The organism is Hydrogenophaga sp. GW456-12-10-14-TSB4 (assembly GCF_059424305.1).
Map to the genome: position 1 here is coordinate 1 of NZ_JBWKZH010000091.1, position 18,848 is coordinate 18,848.

Sequence of the window (18,848 nt, forward strand, 5' to 3'; positions counted from 1 at the left end):
CACGTTGGGCCGGTGCCAGAAGCGTGCCATCGGCACAGACCAGGCGGCGGCCCTTGAACAGGTTCAACAGACCCCGGTGGTCAGCGACAATTATCTTGAGCGATCTGAGGCCCGTGAGCAAGGTCATGCACTGCGAGCAATGTGGTGCGTGCTGCCAGCAGGTGCATGAGACGACGGTGCGCCGGGTTCGCGATCTGCCGCTGTTCGAGTACCGGGTGGTTCTGCATGTGCCGCGTCGCAGGGTGTTGCGCGAGCGCTGCGGGGGCCACGGCTGGAGAAGCTGGATTGGCTGGGGCGCTACCAGAGGGTCACGCAGCGATTCGCCGATGCATGCGAGAAGCTGCTGAGAGCCAGCAGAGTGCAGGCGGTGGCCGCGTTCTTCGACTTGGGGTGGCACACGGTCAAGTCGATTGACAAGATGCGCTTGCAAGCCAGTGTTGTCGAGCCGGACTGGTCGGCCATCGACAACACCAGCAAGGTCATCAAACGACGAGCCTACGGCTACCGCGATGAGGAGTACTTCTACCTCAAGATCCGCGCAGCCTTCCCCGGAATCCTTCGATGAACTTTTTTTTTCGGAGGTGTGAGAGTGCGAGGGGGCCTCAGCCACCCGATCCCCACACCATGAGGAGCCGGCCGGAGAAGGCGCGGGCAGCGCCGAAATCTGCGATCGCCCAGTATTGCCAATATCATTTCTTGGCACCAATCTCTCTTTGCTATCATTTCCAATAGCCATCCGGTCACGGCATCGCGGTCCCCAGCCACCGCTGCGAAACCACCACGATCCATCGCCACTGAGCTCGCTCCCCCACGCCATTCGGTGCCAAAACCCCACAGCGGTCTGCCTCGCCGTGGGCACTACCACCGGCTTCGCGGCTAGCCCAGTTCAAGCGGCACCTGTTGCGTGCAGCGACCGCCCTGACGCTGCTCATCTCCGGTCTGCCCAAGCGCAGCCCCTGTTGTTGGAAGAGGCCCTGCGGACGGCCTTGACCGAACACCTCAGCGTCGCGGCCCGTCGCAGCGAACGCCAGGCCGCTGTGATGGAACGGGAAGTGGCCGAGCGCCAGCGCTTTTCGGGTCCGTCAGCACAGTCGGGAGCGATGGCAATGGTGCACGCAGCACCACGCTGCGGGTCACCCAACCCCTATGGACCAGCGGCCGCATCACCGGTGAGATCGATATCGCGAACGCCTCCATTCGTCTGGCGGCGGCCGGCGTGGTGCAAGCCCAACAGGAGATCATGGTCCGTGCAGTCACGGCATTCACCGAGTTTGGTCGCGTCAAGGCGCGCCAGACGGTCTGATAGCCGCCCTCAGCTACCCGGTCTTGGCGCCAAAGGCCTTCTCACGCTGTGACCAGTCGTGGGTCGCATTCCACAACGCCAGCACCTGGGGGGCTTCGGCCTCGAACTCCGGGTAACGCGCGGATCGCATGTGCGGGTCGTTAGCTCCAGGCGGTGGCCTGAGGGATCAAAAAAAGTAGATCGATGTAATGAAGTCGTCGTGATTGGAGGGGCCGACCACGGACAGGCCTTTGGCCTCCAGGTCTCTCTTGGCTTGCAGCAGGGTGTCGATGTTTTCGACTTCGAAGGCGAAATGCTGCACCCAGGCCGGCGCGTGCGGATCGCGACCGGACGGCTCTCCAGCGTCCTGCGGGCACTCAAAGAAAGCCATGCTTCTGCCGTCTTCCATCTCGAAAAAGATGTGGATGTGCGGGCTGTATTTGTCTGTGGAGGGCACATGGTCTTCGCCCATGGTGTGGGGCGCTGTCATGCGCCAGCGGGTTCGGAAAGCGCTTCGTGCCACATGGGCGCGATCCGCCGCGCGGAAGGACGGTGCGCGCAGCGCCCCCCCCCCATTGCAACCTGCCAGCCTGTCCTGGCACTTCCACAGGTACCGATTGAGCGCGCCTGTCGCAGAGAGGTAGGGCGGGGTCACTGCGGTATTGTCGCTGCGCGCCGGATGTACAACTCCATCGCCTCCTCCCTCCGACCCGCGCGCGCCAGCGCAAAGGCCTGGGGAAAGTAGTCGCTGACGCGGTCAGTGCCCGCTCAATAGGCCTGCGAGTGGAACTGGCTGACTGCGGTCATGGTATCGATGCCGGCGAGGAGGATTCGAGCCGCGCATGCGTGAGGCCTGGCGCGAGCTGATGGCAAATGCGAACACCGACGAGCCGAATGCCCCGGCGGTGGCGGAGATCCGGATTGAACAGCCCTCGAGTTCGCACCGCTCATCGCCGCGTACAGTGGCCTGCCCGCATCCATGCCCGGGGCGACTTCCCGATGGTCTGCGTGAACGCCCTCGACAGCGACGAGGCGCTGCCGTACCCGAGCCGATCGGCCGCGGCCTTGACCGAACCTCCGCTGCGCAGCAGGCTCTGCGCGATCGACATGCGCCACTGCATCAGGTACTCGGCGGGCGTCTGGCCAACATGCTCCTTAAAGACGGCGGCAAACGCGCTTCGTGACATGCCGGCACAGCGCGCCATCGACGCCAGCGTCCACGCCTCGCCCGGCCGCTCGTGCATGGATACCAGCGCCCGAGCCAACTTCGGATGCGAGAGGCCTGTCAGCAGCCCGGTCGGCAGGCCCGCGTCAGCCGGGTGGTCGAGCAGCCAGCGAAGCAGTTGCAGCACCAGCACCTCGAACAGGCGGTCGGCCAGCAGCCTCTGGCCGCAGCGCACGTGCTCTGTCTCGCCAAACAGCAGCGCAAGCGTGTGGTCCAGGCCGTCCACGGCGCGCAGGGGGAGCACTACCAGCGCAGGCAGTGCGCGCGCGAGCGGGTGGTTGGCGCCACCGTCAAAATCCAGCGTGGCACAGACAAAATCCGAGCCCTCGGCCGGCGCGTTGTGGAAGTCGTGCGCGAGGGGCCGCGGATAGAACAACAGGGTCGGCTCATGGACCTCGATCCTACGCGGAGCGCCGTTTTTCGGGCGGTGTGTCACGACCATGCTGCCGCGGCGCAGAACGTGCAGGAAGCCGCGGCCCGGCTCGGCCGCGAACCGCGTCAGCCCGCACAACGGACCGTTGTGGAACAGGTGTGCCCGCACGTGAAACCGCTCCAGCAGGGTAGACAGCCGATCAACAGGGGCAGGCATACAGGCCTCGCAATGGACGAAATGGATCGTTTTCTGGATCAAAAGCATCGAATGGTACCAATTTGGACATGACACTGTCGGCGTGCAGCGACACACACCTCACCCACCAGGCACCCACGAAGGAGAAGTCCATGTCCGGCAGCGCACAAACCGTCTCGGCTATTCCCGGCTACAGCTTCGGCCAGAGTTCGTTGGCCAAGGCACCGTACTCGCTGCAAGACCTGGAGGCCCTGCAGAAAACCATGCTCTTCACCGAGGAGGATGTGCGCTACCTGCGCATGAGCAAGCCCATCCTGGCCGATCAGACGGAGGACGTCCTCGATATCTGGTACGGCTTCGTGGCGTCGACGCCGCACCTCGTGCACTACTTCCGCAACAACGCGACCGGCACGCCCGATGCCGCCTATCTGGGCAACGTGCGCAAGCGCTTCGGCCAGTGGATCCTGGACACGGCCGACGCCAACTACGACCAGGCCTGGCTCGACTATCAGAACGAGATTGGCCTGCGACACACCGAGCCGAAGAAGAACGCGACGGACCGCGCCGACAGCGTGCCGTCCGTGAACTTCCGCTACCTGTCGGCGCTGACGATCCCCCTCACGACAACGCTCAAGCCGTTCCTGGCCAAGAAGGGCGCATCCGCGGCTGACGTCGAGAAGATGCACGCGGCCTGGGTAAAGTCGGTCCTTCTGCAGAGCATTCTCTGGAGCTATCCGTATGTGCGCGATGGCAAGTTCTAACCTGGACATCGCCCCTCCCCTGCAGGTCAGCGAGTGGTTGAACACGCCGCAGCCGATCAGCCTTGCGCCGCTTCGCGGCCGTGTGGTCGTGTTGCATGCGTTTCAGATGCTGTGCCCAGCATGTGTCGCGCATGGCTTGCCGCCAGCCGCATCCGCGGCGCCTTTCCTGAGCATGAGGTGGCAGTGATGGGCCTGCACACCGTCTTCGAGCACCATGCGGTGATGCGCGCCGATGCCTTGCGTGTGTTCGTCCGCGAGTACCGCCTTGCCTTCCCGATCGACATCGACCAGCGTTCGGAGCATGGGGTCATTCCGCTGACCATGCAGGCCTTCGGGCTGCGCGGCACGCCGAGTCTCGTGCTGCTGGATCGCCAGGGCCGGCTGCGCCTGAATCACTTCGGACAGCTCGACGATCTGCGCGTCGGTGCACTGCTCGGTCAACTGGTGGTCGAGCGCACCGAACAGGCTGCGGGTGATGCAGGCGACCTGGAGTCTCATGTGCATCGCCACGCGCGCGACCGAAGACACGCAAACCCGTCCGAACCTTGACGTGCTCTCACACGGCCCGTCTCCGATCCCACGCGTGCCCTCGCGTGCGGTTGACCCCTTCTGTTCCCTGCGCGCATACCGATATTGCCGCGTAGCATGGGTCCACGCAGGCGATTTGAGCGCGAGTTCCGATACGAAGTAGAACCCACCAACAACGGAGGAAAACATGGCATTCATCGAGAAATTCACCCACCAACCCGCCTTCCTCGCGTTCGAGCCAACCCCAGGCCGAACTGCGCAAGAGATCGAGAACCGCTACGGAACCCCCATCGGTATCGTGGGTGGCTACGACCCGGCAACCGGCACGCTCACGGCCATGTGCTACAGCGACAGCGTCGCCCTGCACGTCTATCTCGACAGCATCACCGGTGCAATCGAAAACGGGTTGGTCGATGACCGCCGCTGGCCTCGCCAACTCTTCGCCTCGAACGACGACTTCACGGGCTTCGTGGCAAAGCTGCGAACCCTTGACGGCCTCCGGTTCCACGACAGGTGGGCCACGGCCCTTGCTCTCATCACGAACGAGCTCACCTACGATCTCAACGACCCCGCGAAGTTTGCCCAGGTCCTCGCGGACGACGCGGAGGGAGCGTTTTTAAACGCAGCGCCTGTACAAAGTAGTCGGCCCTGACATGTTCGTTTGAAGACCTTCAAGCAGCCGCAGGCGGTGTGGACCCGTGGAGGTGATGCAGACGAGTACGCGCACCGAGACCTGTTCGGTGGTCCATGCGCTACCAGGCACAGTGACCCGTCCTGAACCAAGTTGACACCGGGACGGCAAAACAAAGCCGGGACAGCCCGGCCAATGACGCCCGATGCACCGCATCAGGCGTTTGCATTTGGAGCGATGAATGAGGTCGTTCGTGGCTGTAGAGCACCGACTGCCCTACCTTGAGCCAAGCCTACTCCAGATTGGCGGGGCGTTGCAACAGGGACTCGCGGACTTGAGGTGCCGTTGAGCCGCTCGGCCAGGGCGTTCTGGTAGCAGTCTGGAGTGCTCCCCGCATCTGCGGACACCATGTCACCCTTGGTTTAAAGAATGCCTCGAACGCCGGAACTCGCGAGGCGAGCGGTATTTCAAGGCACTGTGAGGATGATGTTCGTTGTAGTGCTCGAAGGCAAGTGCCAGATTCAGTATCGTCGTGCGCGCATCGGGCTTGGGCATGAAGGCGACGTAGTCGCGCTTCATGGTCTTGACGAATGACTCGGCCATGCCGTTGCTCTGCGGCGAGCACACTGGTGCCGTCAAGGGCCGTAGCCCGATGTACAACGCAAAGGAGCGGGTGCGCTCGGCAATGTACGGCGAGCCATTGTCGGTCAGCCACTCGATGGGCGCGTTGGGCAATGTCTAGTTGAAGCGATGCTCAACGGCAGCGAGCATCACGTCGAGCACGATGTCGCCCGTCTGCGCGCCGGTGGTGGCCACCCAGCTCATTGCCTCACGGTCGCAGCAGTCCAGGTCGAACGTTGCGCGCACGGGCTCGCCGTTGTCGCACCTGAATTCGGAAGCCACCGGAACACCAGCGCTGATCGCTCGTGTCGACTGCCACGCGACCTTCATGACGATGCTGCGAACGCGGGGGCGTTGGCCGATGTGCCAGCAGTAGCCCACCTGAGCTAGGCGTGTTAACACCAATTCCAAAAACAGCAGGTTGCCAAGAAACTGCGGGTATGGAAATCACACCTGAACAGTTCTCGCGTATCGAACATTGCTTGCCCCTGCAACGCGGCAATCTCGGCCAGAGCAATCTGCAAGTAGTCAACGCCATGCTGTATGGCGCCGAGCACGGCTGCAAATGACGCGGATTGCCCAAGCGGTTTGGTAACTGGCACATCATCTACACGCGCATGCGTCGCTGGACCAAGGCGGGCGTGCTGGACAAGATGTTTGAAGCGCTGGAACGCGAGCAGGTTACCTTTGCTTCTATATTCATGCAAAACCACGAAAACCATTCCGAGGGACGCCCGCCGAAAAGCAGCGTTTTGGTGGTCGACGATCACCCGATCAACCGGCTCCTCATGAACTCGATGCTGACCAAGGACGGGTGGCTGGTGGTGGACGCAGAAAGCGCGGATGACGCGATGCTGTCGCTGATCCGTGGGCTCAGACCCCGGGTGATCTTCATGGACGTCCGCATGCCCACGGTTGACGGCATAACCGCGGCCAGAAGAATTCGGAAATGGGAGGAGCGCATGAATTTGCCGAGTGTTCCCATCATTGCGCTCACAGCAGATACCCTTGACGAAACACGGGCACGCGCCACCGAAGCAGGGATGAACGGCTATTTGACCAAACCCATGTCGATGGACCAGCTCCGCTCGGTTCTCTCTACCTTGCCCCCGCCCTGAGAATGGCGTGGAGAGGTCATGCCGTCGCGCACGCCATCTCGCACACTCGCGACATTACCCCGACGGCTTGTACGGCTCAAGCGTCTTCCAGCCAGACTGACTTCAACTCTTCGTCCAATTTACCTAGCAATTGAATGATCGAGTGAACCGATTTCCGCGCGTTGTCCAACTCGCCTTTTGCGAGGAAGCATTCGATTTCAGCCAATTGTTCCGCCGGCATGAAGGCACACAACATCCCGCAGCACCCCTTCATCTGGTGAACGTAGTCGCCGAGGCCACTCCAATCTTGACCAGACACGGCCTCGGAAACCTTTCCCTTCCAACTAGGCAACAACCCCACAAACACCAAAGCGGCCTTCCGAAAGGTCGGTAAATTGCCGACCTGCCGCTGAAATCGATCCATATCAACCAAACGTGGGTTGTTCATTTCGCACCCCGGGGCGGTTCTTGGCTGTGAAACCGGTCAACAAAATTCTGTGTTGACCGGGTCGAACTGACTTGAAATGTCGGTGTGGGGAGCCGTCCAAGAACATCGCTCAGCCTCTCACTCTGTTCGCACGGAGCATTTTTTGGATGGTGCGCCGAACGCTTTTGAAGCTCACCCGGGGGTGAGTGCGCCCGCAGGCAGCGGTCCTCGGGGCCACCACCGGGCTGCGAACTGGCCCTCGCCACCCAAAAATCGCTCTGAGAAGGCGCCCACCTGACACTTCGCACCTCAGCACTCCTCACACCGAGTGAAGCCCAAGCCGTCGCTTCAGTTTTCCGACGCCCGAAAATCCTTATAGGCCGAATTGACGGCGACCAACCACAAGGCCGACATGAAGCCATGCAGCCACTGCATGTCCAGGGGCTTCCGCATGAGAATGACATTTCTCGGCAGCCCGCCTCGCTTATTGATCTCGTCTTCCGTCATGGCGGTGACGGCAATGACGTGCAGTAGATCAAACTGCGGATTCGATCTCAGTTTGATGATGAAATCAAAACCGTCCACCTCTGGCATACGGAGATCCGTCAACAGGACATGGGGGCGCAGCGTGTTGATGTTCATCAAGGCCTCGATGGCCGACGAGATGGCCACGCACTTGACGCCCAGGTTCCAGCTGGTGGTGACGTCCTCGATGAGGGTCAGGAAGACGGGATCGTCATCCACCACGAGCATTCGAATCAGGTCACCTGATGGCGTCTGGATGGCGGTCAGGCCGTTCTCGCGTTGGTATTTCCGGATGGAGTCCAGCGATATCCGCCTGTGGCCTCCCTTGGTCTTCCAGGCTTGAAGCTCGCCCTTTTCCACCAGGGACTGCACAGTTCCCACCGACATCCCCAGCAACTTCGCTGCATGAAAGGTGCCGCAAACGCCCGTTGTTGAGTCATCCAAGGCTGATGAATTCATGTCGCTTTGTCAGTTTTGGAAATGGAACGCGATTTTATGCCAAGCCAATCAATTGGGAGGCTCGCCTTTCACTTTCAGAATGAGGCCGAAGGGCGCCCCTCCCTTCGGCGGTCGCGCGATGGCCGCTTCTGAGCCCCAAGGCCGCCAAGGTGACCGGCTGCCGACTGCGGCGGTGCCCGTCATTTCTCGGTTACCGAGACGAGGGGCTCGGTCCATGCCAGCGCCTAACCGGGTTCGGCGTAAGGCGCATAGAGCCTCCATTCACCACAGAGGTAAGGCCGTGTTCGGCCCGGTACACCAGCCGATGCGGCGGCCCCGTAGTAGATGCCCTTGTCGTCGGCGAACTGGGCGCGGTAAGGGGCACTTGGCAGCTCCAGCACAACGCCCGGGGAAATCTTTCAAAAGCCCGTGGGAAGCGAGCGCACACCTGGACTGGTAATGGCGACCAGTTGCGCGGACTTGAGGGAGCCCACGGTGGATATGCGCAGGTTGCCCGAGCCCGTGCTCACGCGGCTCAGCGCCTTGGCCGTCAAGCGCGTGAGCTGGATGGCTCCGGTGGTGGCCTGGGCTTCCACGCTGGTGCCGTAGACCGCGTAGCTCGCCGTGGTGCCGAAGCTCCACGCCTTAGTGGCGTGCAGGGTGAGGCCGCTGGCGGCCTTGAGGGCCCCGAAGTTCAGGCCCCTCCGGTGCTGGTGGCGCTCAAGCTCCCATCTGCGGAGGTGATGGCGCCCACCCGCGACACGGCAACGGGCCGCAGCCTGCTGCGCTCCACCTGGCGACTGGGCGGCTACGACAACAGGGCTTCGGCGACCTCGAGTTCGCGGGCGCCCACCAGCTCGCCGTGGGCCACAGCCACCAGCCCCCCCAGCGAGCACCTGCAGATTGGCGGCTCCGACACGGTGCGTGGGCACGACTCAGGCGCGCTCAGCGTGCAAGCGAGGCGATGCCAGTCCAACTGGAACTTCGGCGTCGAGGCTTGCGGAACGAAGGCCTTGGCCTGGAAACCTACGCATCCTGGGATCAGGACCGCAGGCCGACTGGCCAGCATCAGCCTGGACTTGGTGGGCACACGCCAGCCCCCCAGCAAGAGCTCACGACACCGCTTCACCGCGCGCCAAGTGGCGAGCTGGTGATATCAGGCGCTGCGCGCCCCGGTCAGCAGAAAAAATTCACAAAAATGTTAGATTAAATTCGAAAAAATGTTATTTATATTTTTTGACATTTTTATCAACTAATATCGGTGACTCCTCAGCAAACCCCAGGCCCCCTTGCGATGCGGCATCGGCTCACCACCGACGCCCCCGTCTCCGCCAAGACCGCCCCATGGAACAAGACCTCGACGTCGACCGCCAAGCCGTGCCCTGCAGCCCACCAGAAAAGGTGCTGCTGATCGGCTCGCCGGGGGCGCAACTGAGCGCCTTGCAGCGCCGGTTCAGCGCCGATGCCCGGCCCACTCGGGTGATCGATCCGTTCCTGGAGGTCTTTTCGCCCATGACGGCGCTGCTCATGGTCGAAGAGCAGTTGGAGGTGTTCCAGCCCCGGCAGGTGGTGATTTGCCCGGGGGCCCCGCCCTCTTTTCAACACCGGCTGATCCACCCGGCCCAAGTGCTGCAAGCCCATCTGCTGGTGCCGGCGCAGGCCATTGACCTGGCCATGCGCGCTGGCGTTCGCGAGCTGTTGTTCGTGGGGTCGATGGACGTGTATCCGGGTGGGGCCATGGGGCCCAACGCAGAAGAAGACCTGATGATGGCCCGCCCGGCACCGACAAGCCTGGACTTGGCTGCGGCCCACACCGCCTGCTTGCGGCTGTGCGAGGCTTACAGCGCACAACACGGCCCCAGCCGGGGCATCGACTACCGGTCCTTGGTCGTCGGCGATACCTTTGGCCCGGGTGACACGTTCGATTCCGCCTCGGCCGGCACGGTCCCCGACCTGATCGCGCGCATTCACCGAGCGCACGAACTCGACCACCCCAGTGTCGACCTCAGGGGCAGCGGCGAACAGCGCCGAGACTGGCTGTATGGCGGCGACTTCGCCAATGCCTGCCTGCACGTCATGGCCATGCCCTCGGCCACCTACTTGCGCCATACCCGAGCGGGCTGGCGCCACTTCAACGCGGGCAGCAGTGGGTCGCTGACAGTGGGCGAAATGGCCTGCGCCATCGCACGGGAGATTGGCTACCGGGGTCAGATCCGACCGGGCAAGGACGACAGCGCCAGCGGCCCCCACCAGCAGTTGGACGCCCATCGCCTGCGCCTGACGGGCTGGCGACCGAGCACCGCCCTGGAGGATGGCATTCGCCGAACCATTCGGGCCTACCTGCAGACCCTGCCGCGACCCGTGAGGCGCCCGGCGGGGCCCGCGCACCGACTTCGCAAAAACCCACAGGCATGATCGCCATGAACGCACTCTGCACCATTGCGCCCAGGGGTTGTCAGCCTTCCCAGCGCATCGCCGTCCTGCACGCCGGCCCAGTGGGCCTGGCCACCGCCATCTTGCTGGCCAGGCGACACCGGGTGGTGGTCTTCGACGCCCACCCGGAGCGGGCACACACCATCAACGCCGGGTGCTCGCCGCTGGATGAACCAGAGCTGACGGCCCACCTGCAACGCGAAGCGCTGAAGCTGCGGGCCACCACCTGCCTGGAGGATGCGATCGAGCACGCCGACTGCGTGATTGTGACCACCCCCACGCGCTACGACCCCTTGTTCAGGTCAGTCAACACCCGGGATCTCGATGACCACCTGGAGGCCGTGCACCGCCTCAACCCGCAGGCCCTGGTGGTGATCTCATCGAATCTGCCGGTGGGCTACACCGACCGCTCGTTGGCTCACGCCAAGGACCGCGTCCCCATCGTGGCCCCTGTTGTGCTTCAACCGGGCAACGCCTTGCATGACCGCTGCCACCCCAAGCGCCTGGTGATGGGCGAGCGCTCCATCAGGGCAGCCAAGTTCGCCTGGATGCTGCGGGACTGCCTGGGAGGCCGCTCACTGTCGGTCGTGTTCACGGATGCCACTGAGGCCGAAGCCATTTACCTCTTCGAGCACAAACGCCTGCTGCAAGGCGGCGAGCTGTCTTACTCGGAAGTGGCCCGCTACGCCACCCGCCACGGCCTTGATCTGGGACAGCTACTGGAAGGCCTGGACCTGGACGGCCTGCCCGAACTGACTGCACACCCCTCCGCCATCCATTGGGCGCGGCTGGTGGTCGACGCCGCAGTGGCGGCCTGACAACGCGCTGGTGTGCCTTTTCACCCGGACTTCCACCTCCCACCATGCTCCGCAACGTCCTGCTGATCTCCCGTTACGACACCTGCCGTGGCCCGCTGGCCGCAGCGATGTTGAGGCAAGCCATCCCGCAGCTCAGCGTGGCATCGGCCGGGCTGGACGCGCTGCCCGGCAGCCCTGCCTGCGCAGTCGCCAGTCGGTGGGCCCAGGCACAGGCTTTGAACCTGCAGATGCATCGGGCGCAGACCGTCGACATCACCTTGTGCCAGCGCGCGGATCTGGTGCTGACCATGAATTGGCCCGAGCACACCCGCCTCAAGAGCGACTTCCCCAGCATCCAGGGACACGCGTTCCTGCTGGGAAATTTCCGGCTGCTCGAAATGCCCTTCTTGGAAGCAGATGCGCAGGAAGACCTCGAGCCACTGGCAAACGATTTGCGCAACGCCGTGATCGACTGGGTCCAGTGCCTGCGACACGTCGTCCAAGGGTCAGCGCCGCAGTGGGCGCCCTCCCGGATCTCTAGTGCCTCCGCCCAAGCTTGCTGAGACCGGAGTCATCCTCATGATCCAAGCCGCCGAGCGAATCGTCATCACACGGTCCCAGCACATGGTGGGAGCGGCCATTGCGCGGCAACTCATGCGCCTGGGCCACCCTCGACGGCACATCCTCAACCCGGACACACCCGACTCACGCCCAGCGGCCGACCTGGCATCCTTCTTCGAGCGCGAACGCCCCGATCAGGCCTACCTCGTCGCGGCCACCCTGCACCAGCCCGAGTCGGCCCATGACGCTTCGGCCGGCCCCATCGCCCAGGGCTTGACACAAGACCTGAACACCATCGAGGCGGCGTTTCACGCCGGCGTGAAGAAGCTGATGTACGTCTGCGACGCCCGCTGCTATCCCCCGGCGGCGATTCCCCCCATCGCAGAAGAAGGGATGGGCAGCGGACTGCACGACCGGCAACACGGGCAGATCGGGCTGTCCCAATTCACGGGGCTGCGCCTGTGCGAAGCCATCACACGCCAATACGGTGCCCAGCTCGGCATGGACTACCGCGGCGCGATCTTGTGCCAGGTGTACGGCCCCGGCGACCGCTACGACAGCGCGCCTGCCTGCGCCATGCTGCCAAGCCCGGTCGCGTCCTTGATCGCGCAGGTCCACTGGGCACAGGCCAAGGGGCAGACCAGCCTCACGCTGGCCGCTAGTCAGGCCCTAACGGTGGAGTTGCTCTTTGTAGACGACGCGGCAGAGGCCCTGGTGCACGCCATGGAGCTGCCCCGCCACGCCCTCGACGGCGTGGTGCACAACGAGTTTCCCCACATCAACATCGGCGCCTCTCGCGACATCGGCATGGCAGAACTCGCGCAGCGCATTGCCGAGGTGCTCGGCTACCACGGGCAACTTCACCTGAGCACGCCAACGGCTGCTCCCACCTCCCGCCGGGTGCTCAGCAGCCAACGCATTCAATCCCTGGGGTGGCAACCCTTCATGGCCCTGGGCTACGGCCTGGAGTTGGCCTGCATGGACTTCCATGTCCACCATGCCCCGCGCCTGGACCTCACGGCGGAACCACCCTGCACCCGCCTGCACACCCTCACATGAACCCCAGTCCCCGCCCCTTCAAACTCGTCTGCGCCACGCTGCTGGGCTGCCTCGCCTTCTGCGCTCAAGCCAAAGACTGGGCGTTGACCGACGTGCTCCAGGAAGCCAGGCGCAACCATCCATCGGTGAAGATTCGCCAAAGTGAAATGCGCGCAGCCACCTTGGATCTGCAGACCGCCCGCTGGGGCCGCTACCCCAGCCTGAGCACCGAGATCGTCGCCGCCAAGGGCGCTGACCAGTCGGTGGCGCGTGTTCAGCAACCGCTGTGGACGGGGGGACGGCTCACCAGCCAGATCGCCCTGGCCGAAGCCAACGTGACCGCTTCGCAGGCCACGCTGTCGGAAGCGCAACAGGCCATCGTGCTCGAAGCTGGCCAGGCCTTCTTCGAGAGCCTTCGCTTCAACGCACGGCTGCAGGCCGCCCAGGCTAACGAGGCCGAGCACCGACGCCTGCTGGATGTCATCGAGCGGCGGGTCAAGGCGGAGGTGAGCCCATCCACCGACGCCACCCAGGCCCGGGCACGGCTGCAACAGGCGATCTCGGAGCGCCTGCAGTTCGAGCGCCAGCTCGAGACCCTGCGCTCCAACCTGCAGCAGATCGTCGGCGCCCAGGTTGAGCAGTTGAAAATGCCGCGCTCCGTGGTGCTGGGCGACTGGCCGCTGGACCGCCTGCGGGAGGCGGCCTGGACGCACTCTCCGCAACGCGCTCGCTTGCAGGCGCAGATCGAAGCCAGCCAGGCGCAGATCGACACGGCCAAGTCGGCCCTGATGCCCCAGGTCAACCTCGGCTACGACCTCAAGCTCGGCCGACTGTCGCAGGGGGAGGACAGGGGGCGCGTGTTTCTGGGCGTGTCGCTGCAAACCGGGGCGGGTCTGTCCAGCCTCTCGGCGGTGGAGACCGCGGTGGCGCGCCAGCAAGCCTCGCGGGACGCGCTCGAACAGCACCAACGGGAATTGGAGCAATCGGTGCGCACCAGTTGGAACGAACTGGGCTCGCTCATGACCCAGCTCGAACCGGCCCGCTCCCTGCTGGGTGCCGCCGACGAGGTGGTGGAGTCTTACCTGCGCCAGTTCCAGGTGGGCCGCAAATCCTGGCTGGACGTGCTCAACGCCCAGCGCGAAAAAACCAACGCCCGTTACACCCTGGCCGACATCGAAGCCCCCTTGCTGCTCGCCAAGCTGCGCCTGATGGTGCTGGCCGGCGTGCTGCAGCCCGACCACATGGCCGACACGATTCATGACTGATCTCCACACCGCTGCGCCCTCGGCCTCTCACCTCGGCCCAAGCGCCCCAGCCACACCTGAGCCGCCTACCGCGGCCGCCTCTCCCGCCTGCGCGACCCTGCTGTCTCGCCTGGCCGCGCTGCTGGGGCAAGCCGTTCCGGTGCACCGCTTCTCCATGCAGCTCAAGACCACCGGTGGCGTGGATCTGTCCACGCTGGAGCTGACGCAACAGGCCGGGGAAATGTGGATTGGCCGCTTCCCAGGGGCAGACGTTCGCACCTTGTCGCCGGAGCAGCTTCTGCCTGGGCACTTCCCCTTGCTGTGGGTCTCGCGCTGCGGCGAGCAGGTGCTGCTGCTGCGCGGCCAGCTCTCATCTGGCGCGTTGAGCGCCGAGAACCCAGATGGCCGCACCCAGGAGCTCAGCGCCTCTGCGGCCAAGGCGGGGCAGTTCCTGTCCCTTCGGCCACTGCCCGAATCGACCGGAACCCAGCACGAGGGCGCGCCGCGCACAGCCACCGAGTGGTTTTCCCATGCCCTGCGCAAGCACCGCCGCATCTTTGTGGAAGCGATGCTGGCCACGTTCATCATCAGCGCCGTGGGCTTGACCTCATCGCTCTACTCGATGCAGGTGTACGACCGGGTCGTGCCCACCAAGGGTTACGCCACCTTGTGGGTGCTCACCGCTGGCGCGCTCATGGCCATCGTGCTCGAGTTCATGATGAAGCAGGTGCGCTCCCACATGGTCGACCGCGCCTCCAAGGCCATTGACATGGAACTCTCGGGTGTCTTCTTCGGCAAGGCAATGGACATCCGTATGGACGCCCGGCCCGCTACCGTGGGCACGTTCGCCTCACAGATTCGGCACTTCGAATCGGTGCGCCAGTTCATGACCACATCAACCTTGTTCATCTTGGCCGACGCCCCCTTCGCCGTGTTCTTCGTGGGCGTCATAGCCTTGATCGCCGGTCCGGTGGCCATCGTTCCGATGGCCATGATTCCGATTGGCATGCTGGTGGGCTTTCTCTTTCTCAAGCCCATTGAGCGACTCAGCGGCGCCAACATGCGAGAGTCCAACCGCAAAAACGGACTGCTGATCGAGGCCATCGACGGCATCGAATCGATCAAGGCCTCTGCTGGCGAGTGGAAGATGCTGGAGCGCTACCAGGCAATGAGCACCTCCATGGCCGACAACGAGTTGCAGTTGCGGGCCCTCACCAGCCGGGGCACCAACATGGCCCAGGTCATTCAGCAACTGAGCTATGTGGGCTTGATTGCGTCAGGCGCCTACGCCATCACCGCAGGCGACCTCACCATGGGGGGCCTGATCGCCTGCTCCATCATAAGCGGCCGGGCGCTGGCGCCCATGGCACAGATCCCGCAACTCATCATCCAGTGGAAGAACGCCCAGATCGCGCTGAAGGCGCTGGACGCCATCATGGCCATGCCCAGCGACCGCGAAGCCTCACAGCGCCTGGTCGTTCCCGAGACCTGCGAGGGCCTCCTGCGACTGGACAAGGTCGCGTTCCACTACAACCCTCAACAACCGGTGCTCACCGTCCCGGCGCTGGAGATTCGGCCGGGCGAGCGCATCGCCGTCATTGGCTCGGTGGGCTCCGGCAAGACCACGCTCATCAAGCTGCTTTCGGGCCTGTACCACCCCCGAGAAGGACAGATCTTTCTGGATGGTGTGGACGTACAGCACCTAGCGCCCGAGTACGTGCGCGAGCACATCGGCTACCTGCCGCAAGACGTTCGCTTGTTCAACGGTACCTTGCGAGAAAACCTCACCCTGGGCCTGCCCACGCCCAGCGACGCCACCATCCTGGCGGCCTGCCAACTCACCGGGCTGGACCTGGTGGTGCAGACCCACCCCAAGGGACTGGAACTGGAGATTTCGGAAGGTGGTCGGGGCCTCTCGGGCGGACAGCGCCAACTGGTGGGCCTGACGCGTATGCTCATCGCGCGGCCCAAACTTCTTCTGCTCGACGAGCCCACCGCGTCGATGGATGCGCAACTCGAAGCCACGGTGATGCGCCATCTCTTCGAAGAAATCTCGCCCGACTCGGCGCTGGTGGTGGTGACCCACAAACCCGCCGTGCTGCCGCGGGTGAACCGCCTCATCGTGGTGGACCGCGGCCGCATCTTGCTCGACGGCCCCCGCGAGGCCGTCATTGACAAACTTCGCCAGCTGCAAACCGGCGCCCCCCCGCGCGCCCCCGCCCCTGTCCGAGCGGGCGCAAGCACAGCTCAGGCGCCTCAAGTGCGCCCATCGCCGGCCGCAACGCCCTCTGTGCGTGAGACGAGCGCGACCTAACGAAATTCCACTCCATGCAAGACCTATCCCACAAAACCGCCAAGCGCTTCTTGTCCGACGAACTGCGCCAGCCTCGGCAGCTGATGTGGATAACCGCTCTCACCCTGGGCTGCTTCCTGGCCTGGGCCCACTGGGCAGAAATCGACGAGGTCACCCGCGCCCAGGGCGCGGTGATCGCCAGTTCGCGCACACAACTCATTCAATCGCCAGAAGGCGGTGTGCTGCAGGAGATGCTCGTCAAGGAAGGTGATGTGGTCGAGCCCCGGCAGATCCTCGCGCAATTGGAGAAGACACGGACCCAGACGGCATTCCTGGAAACGCGCGCGAAGGCCGCCAGCCTGTCTGCCGCCCGGGCCCGCCTGCACGCCGAGGTATTCGGCGGCATGCCCAGCTTCCCGGCCGAGTTGCGCAGGAACTACCCTGATCTGGTGGAGAACCAACTCTCGCTGCTCAGCAAGCGCCGGGCCGCGCTCAACGAAGAAGCCGACGCCATCGTCAAGATGACGACGCTGGTGCAGCAAGAGCTGGACATGAACCTGCCGCTGGTGGCCTCGGGCGACGTGAGCCGCACCGAAATCCTGCGGCTACAGCGCCAGATCGCCGACATGAAATCGCAGATCACCAACAAGCGCAACAAGTACTTCCAGGACTCGCAGGCTGAACTGAGCAAGGTGCAAGAAGACCTGCTGGGCGTCGAACAGTCGCTGGCACAGCGCCGCGATGCACTGGAGCAAACCGAACTGCGTGCCCCCGTGCGCGGCGTGGTGAAGAACGTGCGCATCACCACCCTGGGCGGCGTGATACGCCCCGGCGAAGAGGTGATGCAAATCGTGCCACTGGAAGATGACTTGCTTGTCGAAGCCAAGCTGCGCCCCGCCGACATTGCATTCATCAAACCCGGGCTGGAGGCCCGCGTGAAGATCGACGCCTACGACTACACCATTTACGGCGACCTGCCCGGCAAGCTCGACTTCATCAGCGCCGACACCCTCACCGAAGACCTCAAGCAGGGCGAGCAGCCCTACTACCGCATGCGCGTGCGCACCACCGGCCGGCAGTTCAGCGGTCGCTCCCAGGCCAGCCTAGACATCCTGCCTGGCATGACCGCCACCGTGGAGGTGATGACCGGCCGCAAGACCGTGCTGCAGTACCTCACCAAACCGATCGTGAAGACGATGAGCGAGTCGCTGGCGGAGCGCTGAGGCCGGCACGCCTCCGCTCGGCGCAGGCACAAATCCTGATCTGAGCCAACAGCCGGTTGAAGGGGCGTGATCGGTCTGCTCGCACCGGGCGCACACAGTCATTCAGCAATTCAATATCATAAATATGACAAATACGTCATAACTGATAAAATAGCTCCACCACCGATTTGTGGCATGGGAGGCCGAGCCGGCCTCTGATACCAACCCGCCTGAGCCTCTGGGACGCGAGGATTCAGTCTTTGGCCATTTTCCTGATGTGACCTGAATGGACGCCATGATCGATTTTGTTGACGACCTCAAAGTTCCCGTATTGACCAAGTCCGCACTGGCGTGCTTGCTAGTGGATCAGATGAGCATCAACGGCCGGGAAGCTCGCGAGCTGGTCGAGCTCTTTTTTGACTTGATTCTGGAGCGTCTGTCCAAAGGCGAGGACGTGAAGCTCGCAGGGTTCGGGAACTTTGAAGTCCACCAAAAGATGGCTCGCCCAGGGCGCAATCCAAGGACAGGGGAAAGTGTGGAGGTCTCACCTCGTCAGATTGTCAGGTTTTCTACCGGGCCGAAGTTCAAGCGGCAGATGATGGACAAACGGTCACCGCGAACTCGAACAGCTCCGGAAAAGCTCGACCTCTTCATTGCTTCTCCTTGCGCCTCTTCGAGCATGCCAGAAAGCAGCCTTACCTCTGGAAAAGTCCGGGGGTCGGGGGAGAGGTCCAGGAGATAGGCATGACAAGAAGCCCGAAGGAGCTTCACGGACGAGTTCAAACGTGAGGCAGTGAACCTGCGCAAGCAGCCTGGCGCAACCGTTGCGCGCCCGGGACTTGGGTTTTCAGACCTGCGTGCTCAGGCTTTGGTTCACTCAGGCGCGCTGTGGGGTGTTGGACCTCAGATCGAGCCGGCTTCTTCGCAGTGAGGAATCACGGAGGTGGGGCGGTTGCAACGCGACGTGCGTCGCGTGACCACGGAGCGCGACATCCCAAAAAAGCGCTCGGCTACTTTGCCAAGGACCCGCAGTGAAGTTCGGCGTCATCTCGCGGCTCGTAGCGTCTGGCCCACCCGCACCATGCGCCGGGTTCTGGCGGTCTCCCACAGCGGCTTCTACGCATGGATGGGCAGAGCGCCCAGCCAGCGCAGCCAAGACGACTCCAGGCCCATACCC

15 protein-coding genes and 6 pseudogenes are annotated in these 18,848 nt (G+C 63.6%); 15 read left to right on the forward strand and 6 right to left on the reverse strand.

Going from position 1 to position 18,848, the window contains the following annotated elements; translation table 11 throughout:
* Window positions 1-104: 104 nt before the first annotated feature.
* Window positions 105-463 (forward strand): annotated as a pseudogene (locus AC07ZS_RS27330) (helix-turn-helix domain-containing protein); the annotation flags it as partial.
* 1,006 nt (window positions 464-1,469) lie between these two features.
* On the opposite strand, the gene AC07ZS_RS27335 reads toward AC07ZS_RS27330, so the two are convergent.
* Together AC07ZS_RS27335 and AC07ZS_RS27340 are read right to left on the reverse strand one after the other, a co-directional pair.
* Window positions 1,470-1,772, reverse strand: a complete 303-nt coding sequence (locus AC07ZS_RS27335; RefSeq protein ID WP_494801597.1) for a VOC family protein — start codon at window positions 1,770-1,772, stop codon at window positions 1,470-1,472.
* 457 nt (window positions 1,773-2,229) lie between these two features.
* Window positions 2,230-3,144 carry an AraC family transcriptional regulator gene (locus AC07ZS_RS27340; protein ID WP_494801598.1) on the reverse strand — a complete coding sequence of 305 codons (915 nt, stop codon included), beginning with the start codon at window positions 3,142-3,144 and terminating at the stop codon, window positions 2,230-2,232.
* Window positions 3,145-3,164: 20 nt separating this feature from the next.
* Here AC07ZS_RS27340 and AC07ZS_RS27345 point away from each other — a divergent pair, with 20 nt between their 5' ends.
* From AC07ZS_RS27345 to AC07ZS_RS27355, 3 genes and pseudogenes are all read left to right on the forward strand, one after another.
* Complete coding sequence (locus AC07ZS_RS27345; protein ID WP_494801599.1) at window positions 3,165-3,836, forward strand: protoglobin domain-containing protein; 672 nt, start codon at window positions 3,165-3,167, stop codon at window positions 3,834-3,836.
* Window positions 3,823-4,385, forward strand: a pseudogene (locus tag AC07ZS_RS27350) (thioredoxin domain-containing protein). The gene AC07ZS_RS27345 and the pseudogene AC07ZS_RS27350 overlap by 14 nt, the downstream one beginning before the upstream one ends.
* A gap of 166 nt (window positions 4,386-4,551) precedes the next feature.
* Entirely contained in the window at window positions 4,552-5,016 is a 465-nt protein-coding gene (locus AC07ZS_RS27355) for a hypothetical protein (RefSeq protein WP_494801600.1), read from the forward strand.
* Window positions 5,017-5,194: 178 nt separating this feature from the next.
* On the opposite strand, the pseudogene AC07ZS_RS27360 reads toward AC07ZS_RS27355, so the two are convergent.
* Together AC07ZS_RS27360 and AC07ZS_RS27365 are read right to left on the reverse strand one after the other, a co-directional pair.
* A pseudogene (locus AC07ZS_RS27360) lies at window positions 5,195-5,375 on the reverse strand (integrase core domain-containing protein); the annotation flags it as partial.
* A 31-nt stretch (window positions 5,376-5,406) separates the two neighbouring features.
* Window positions 5,407-5,995, reverse strand: a pseudogene (locus AC07ZS_RS27365) (integrase core domain-containing protein); the annotation flags it as partial.
* Window positions 5,996-6,056: 61 nt separating this feature from the next.
* Between AC07ZS_RS27365 and AC07ZS_RS27370 the strand changes: the two are divergent.
* Both AC07ZS_RS27370 and AC07ZS_RS27375 read left to right on the forward strand, forming a co-directional pair.
* Window positions 6,057-6,299, forward strand: a pseudogene (locus AC07ZS_RS27370) (transposase); the annotation flags it as partial.
* 18 nt (window positions 6,300-6,317) lie between these two features.
* Window positions 6,318-6,734 (forward strand): response regulator, encoded by a 417-nt coding sequence (locus tag AC07ZS_RS27375; protein WP_494801611.1) that lies wholly within the window; start codon window positions 6,318-6,320, stop codon window positions 6,732-6,734.
* A 76-nt stretch (window positions 6,735-6,810) separates the two neighbouring features.
* Here the strand turns inward: AC07ZS_RS27375 and AC07ZS_RS27380 are convergent, their stop codons facing one another.
* Both AC07ZS_RS27380 and AC07ZS_RS27385 read right to left on the reverse strand, forming a co-directional pair.
* Window positions 6,811-7,161 (reverse strand): Hpt domain-containing protein, encoded by a 351-nt coding sequence (locus AC07ZS_RS27380; protein ID WP_494801601.1) that lies wholly within the window; start codon window positions 7,159-7,161, stop codon window positions 6,811-6,813.
* A gap of 327 nt (window positions 7,162-7,488) precedes the next feature.
* Complete coding sequence (locus AC07ZS_RS27385; RefSeq protein ID WP_494801602.1) at window positions 7,489-8,124, reverse strand: response regulator; 636 nt, start codon at window positions 8,122-8,124, stop codon at window positions 7,489-7,491.
* Window positions 8,125-9,447: 1,323 nt separating this feature from the next.
* Here AC07ZS_RS27385 and AC07ZS_RS27390 point away from each other — a divergent pair.
* The 9 genes and pseudogenes from AC07ZS_RS27390 to AC07ZS_RS27430 form a co-directional block, all read left to right on the forward strand.
* The gene (locus tag AC07ZS_RS27390) at window positions 9,448-10,518 is read left to right on the forward strand and encodes an NAD-dependent epimerase/dehydratase family protein (RefSeq protein WP_494801603.1); all 1,071 of its coding nucleotides are present in this window, start codon (window positions 9,448-9,450) and stop codon (window positions 10,516-10,518) included.
* A gap of 5 nt (window positions 10,519-10,523) precedes the next feature.
* A complete protein-coding gene (locus AC07ZS_RS27395; RefSeq protein ID WP_494801604.1) occupies window positions 10,524-11,354 on the forward strand; it encodes a UDP-glucose 6-dehydrogenase family protein in 831 nt (276 codons plus the stop codon).
* A 44-nt stretch (window positions 11,355-11,398) separates the two neighbouring features.
* Window positions 11,399-11,896, forward strand: coding sequence for an arsenate reductase/protein-tyrosine-phosphatase family protein (locus AC07ZS_RS27400; RefSeq protein ID WP_494801605.1), 498 nt, complete (start codon window positions 11,399-11,401; stop codon window positions 11,894-11,896).
* 16 nt (window positions 11,897-11,912) lie between these two features.
* Window positions 11,913-12,953 carry an NAD-dependent epimerase/dehydratase family protein gene (locus AC07ZS_RS27405; protein WP_494801606.1) on the forward strand — a complete coding sequence of 347 codons (1,041 nt, stop codon included), beginning with the start codon at window positions 11,913-11,915 and terminating at the stop codon, window positions 12,951-12,953.
* On the forward strand, window positions 12,950-14,197 hold the full coding sequence (locus AC07ZS_RS27410; RefSeq protein WP_494801607.1) for a TolC family protein: 1,248 nt from the start codon (window positions 12,950-12,952) through the stop codon (window positions 14,195-14,197). Before AC07ZS_RS27405 ends, AC07ZS_RS27410 begins: the two co-directional genes overlap by 4 nt.
* On the forward strand, window positions 14,190-16,490 hold the full coding sequence (locus AC07ZS_RS27415) for a type I secretion system permease/ATPase (protein ID WP_494801608.1): 2,301 nt from the start codon (window positions 14,190-14,192) through the stop codon (window positions 16,488-16,490). The genes AC07ZS_RS27410 and AC07ZS_RS27415 overlap by 8 nt, the downstream gene beginning before the upstream one ends.
* Before the next feature lie 14 nt (window positions 16,491-16,504).
* On the forward strand, window positions 16,505-17,692 hold the full coding sequence (locus tag AC07ZS_RS27420; protein WP_494801609.1) for an HlyD family type I secretion periplasmic adaptor subunit: 1,188 nt from the start codon (window positions 16,505-16,507) through the stop codon (window positions 17,690-17,692).
* Window positions 17,693-17,957: 265 nt separating this feature from the next.
* Window positions 17,958-18,413, forward strand: coding sequence for an integration host factor subunit alpha (locus AC07ZS_RS27425; protein WP_494801610.1), 456 nt, complete (start codon window positions 17,958-17,960; stop codon window positions 18,411-18,413).
* Between the two features lie 51 nt (window positions 18,414-18,464).
* A pseudogene (locus AC07ZS_RS27430) lies at window positions 18,465-18,848 on the forward strand (transposase); the annotation flags it as partial.

Coding starts and splice junctions, on each gene's coding strand:
- AC07ZS_RS27335 (WP_494801597.1), bottom strand. CDS start 1,772: ATGACAGCGCCCCACACCATGGGCGAAGACCATGTGCCCTCCACAGAC.
- AC07ZS_RS27340 (WP_494801598.1), bottom strand. CDS start 3,144: ATGCTTTTGATCCAGAAAACGATCCATTTCGTCCATTGCGAGGCCTGT.
- AC07ZS_RS27345 (WP_494801599.1), top strand. CDS start 3,165: ATGACACTGTCGGCGTGCAGCGACACACACCTCACCCACCAGGCACCC.
- AC07ZS_RS27355 (WP_494801600.1), top strand. CDS start 4,552: ATGGCATTCATCGAGAAATTCACCCACCAACCCGCCTTCCTCGCGTTC.
- AC07ZS_RS27375 (WP_494801611.1), top strand. CDS start 6,318: ATGCAAAACCACGAAAACCATTCCGAGGGACGCCCGCCGAAAAGCAGC.
- AC07ZS_RS27380 (WP_494801601.1), bottom strand. CDS start 7,161: ATGAACAACCCACGTTTGGTTGATATGGATCGATTTCAGCGGCAGGTC.
- AC07ZS_RS27385 (WP_494801602.1), bottom strand. CDS start 8,124: ATGAATTCATCAGCCTTGGATGACTCAACAACGGGCGTTTGCGGCACC.
- AC07ZS_RS27390 (WP_494801603.1), top strand. CDS start 9,448: ATGGAACAAGACCTCGACGTCGACCGCCAAGCCGTGCCCTGCAGCCCA.
- AC07ZS_RS27395 (WP_494801604.1), top strand. CDS start 10,524: ATGAACGCACTCTGCACCATTGCGCCCAGGGGTTGTCAGCCTTCCCAG.
- AC07ZS_RS27400 (WP_494801605.1), top strand. CDS start 11,399: ATGCTCCGCAACGTCCTGCTGATCTCCCGTTACGACACCTGCCGTGGC.
- AC07ZS_RS27405 (WP_494801606.1), top strand. CDS start 11,913: ATGATCCAAGCCGCCGAGCGAATCGTCATCACACGGTCCCAGCACATG.
- AC07ZS_RS27410 (WP_494801607.1), top strand. CDS start 12,950: ATGAACCCCAGTCCCCGCCCCTTCAAACTCGTCTGCGCCACGCTGCTG.
- AC07ZS_RS27415 (WP_494801608.1), top strand. CDS start 14,190: ATGACTGATCTCCACACCGCTGCGCCCTCGGCCTCTCACCTCGGCCCA.
- AC07ZS_RS27420 (WP_494801609.1), top strand. CDS start 16,505: ATGCAAGACCTATCCCACAAAACCGCCAAGCGCTTCTTGTCCGACGAA.
- AC07ZS_RS27425 (WP_494801610.1), top strand. CDS start 17,958: ATGGACGCCATGATCGATTTTGTTGACGACCTCAAAGTTCCCGTATTG.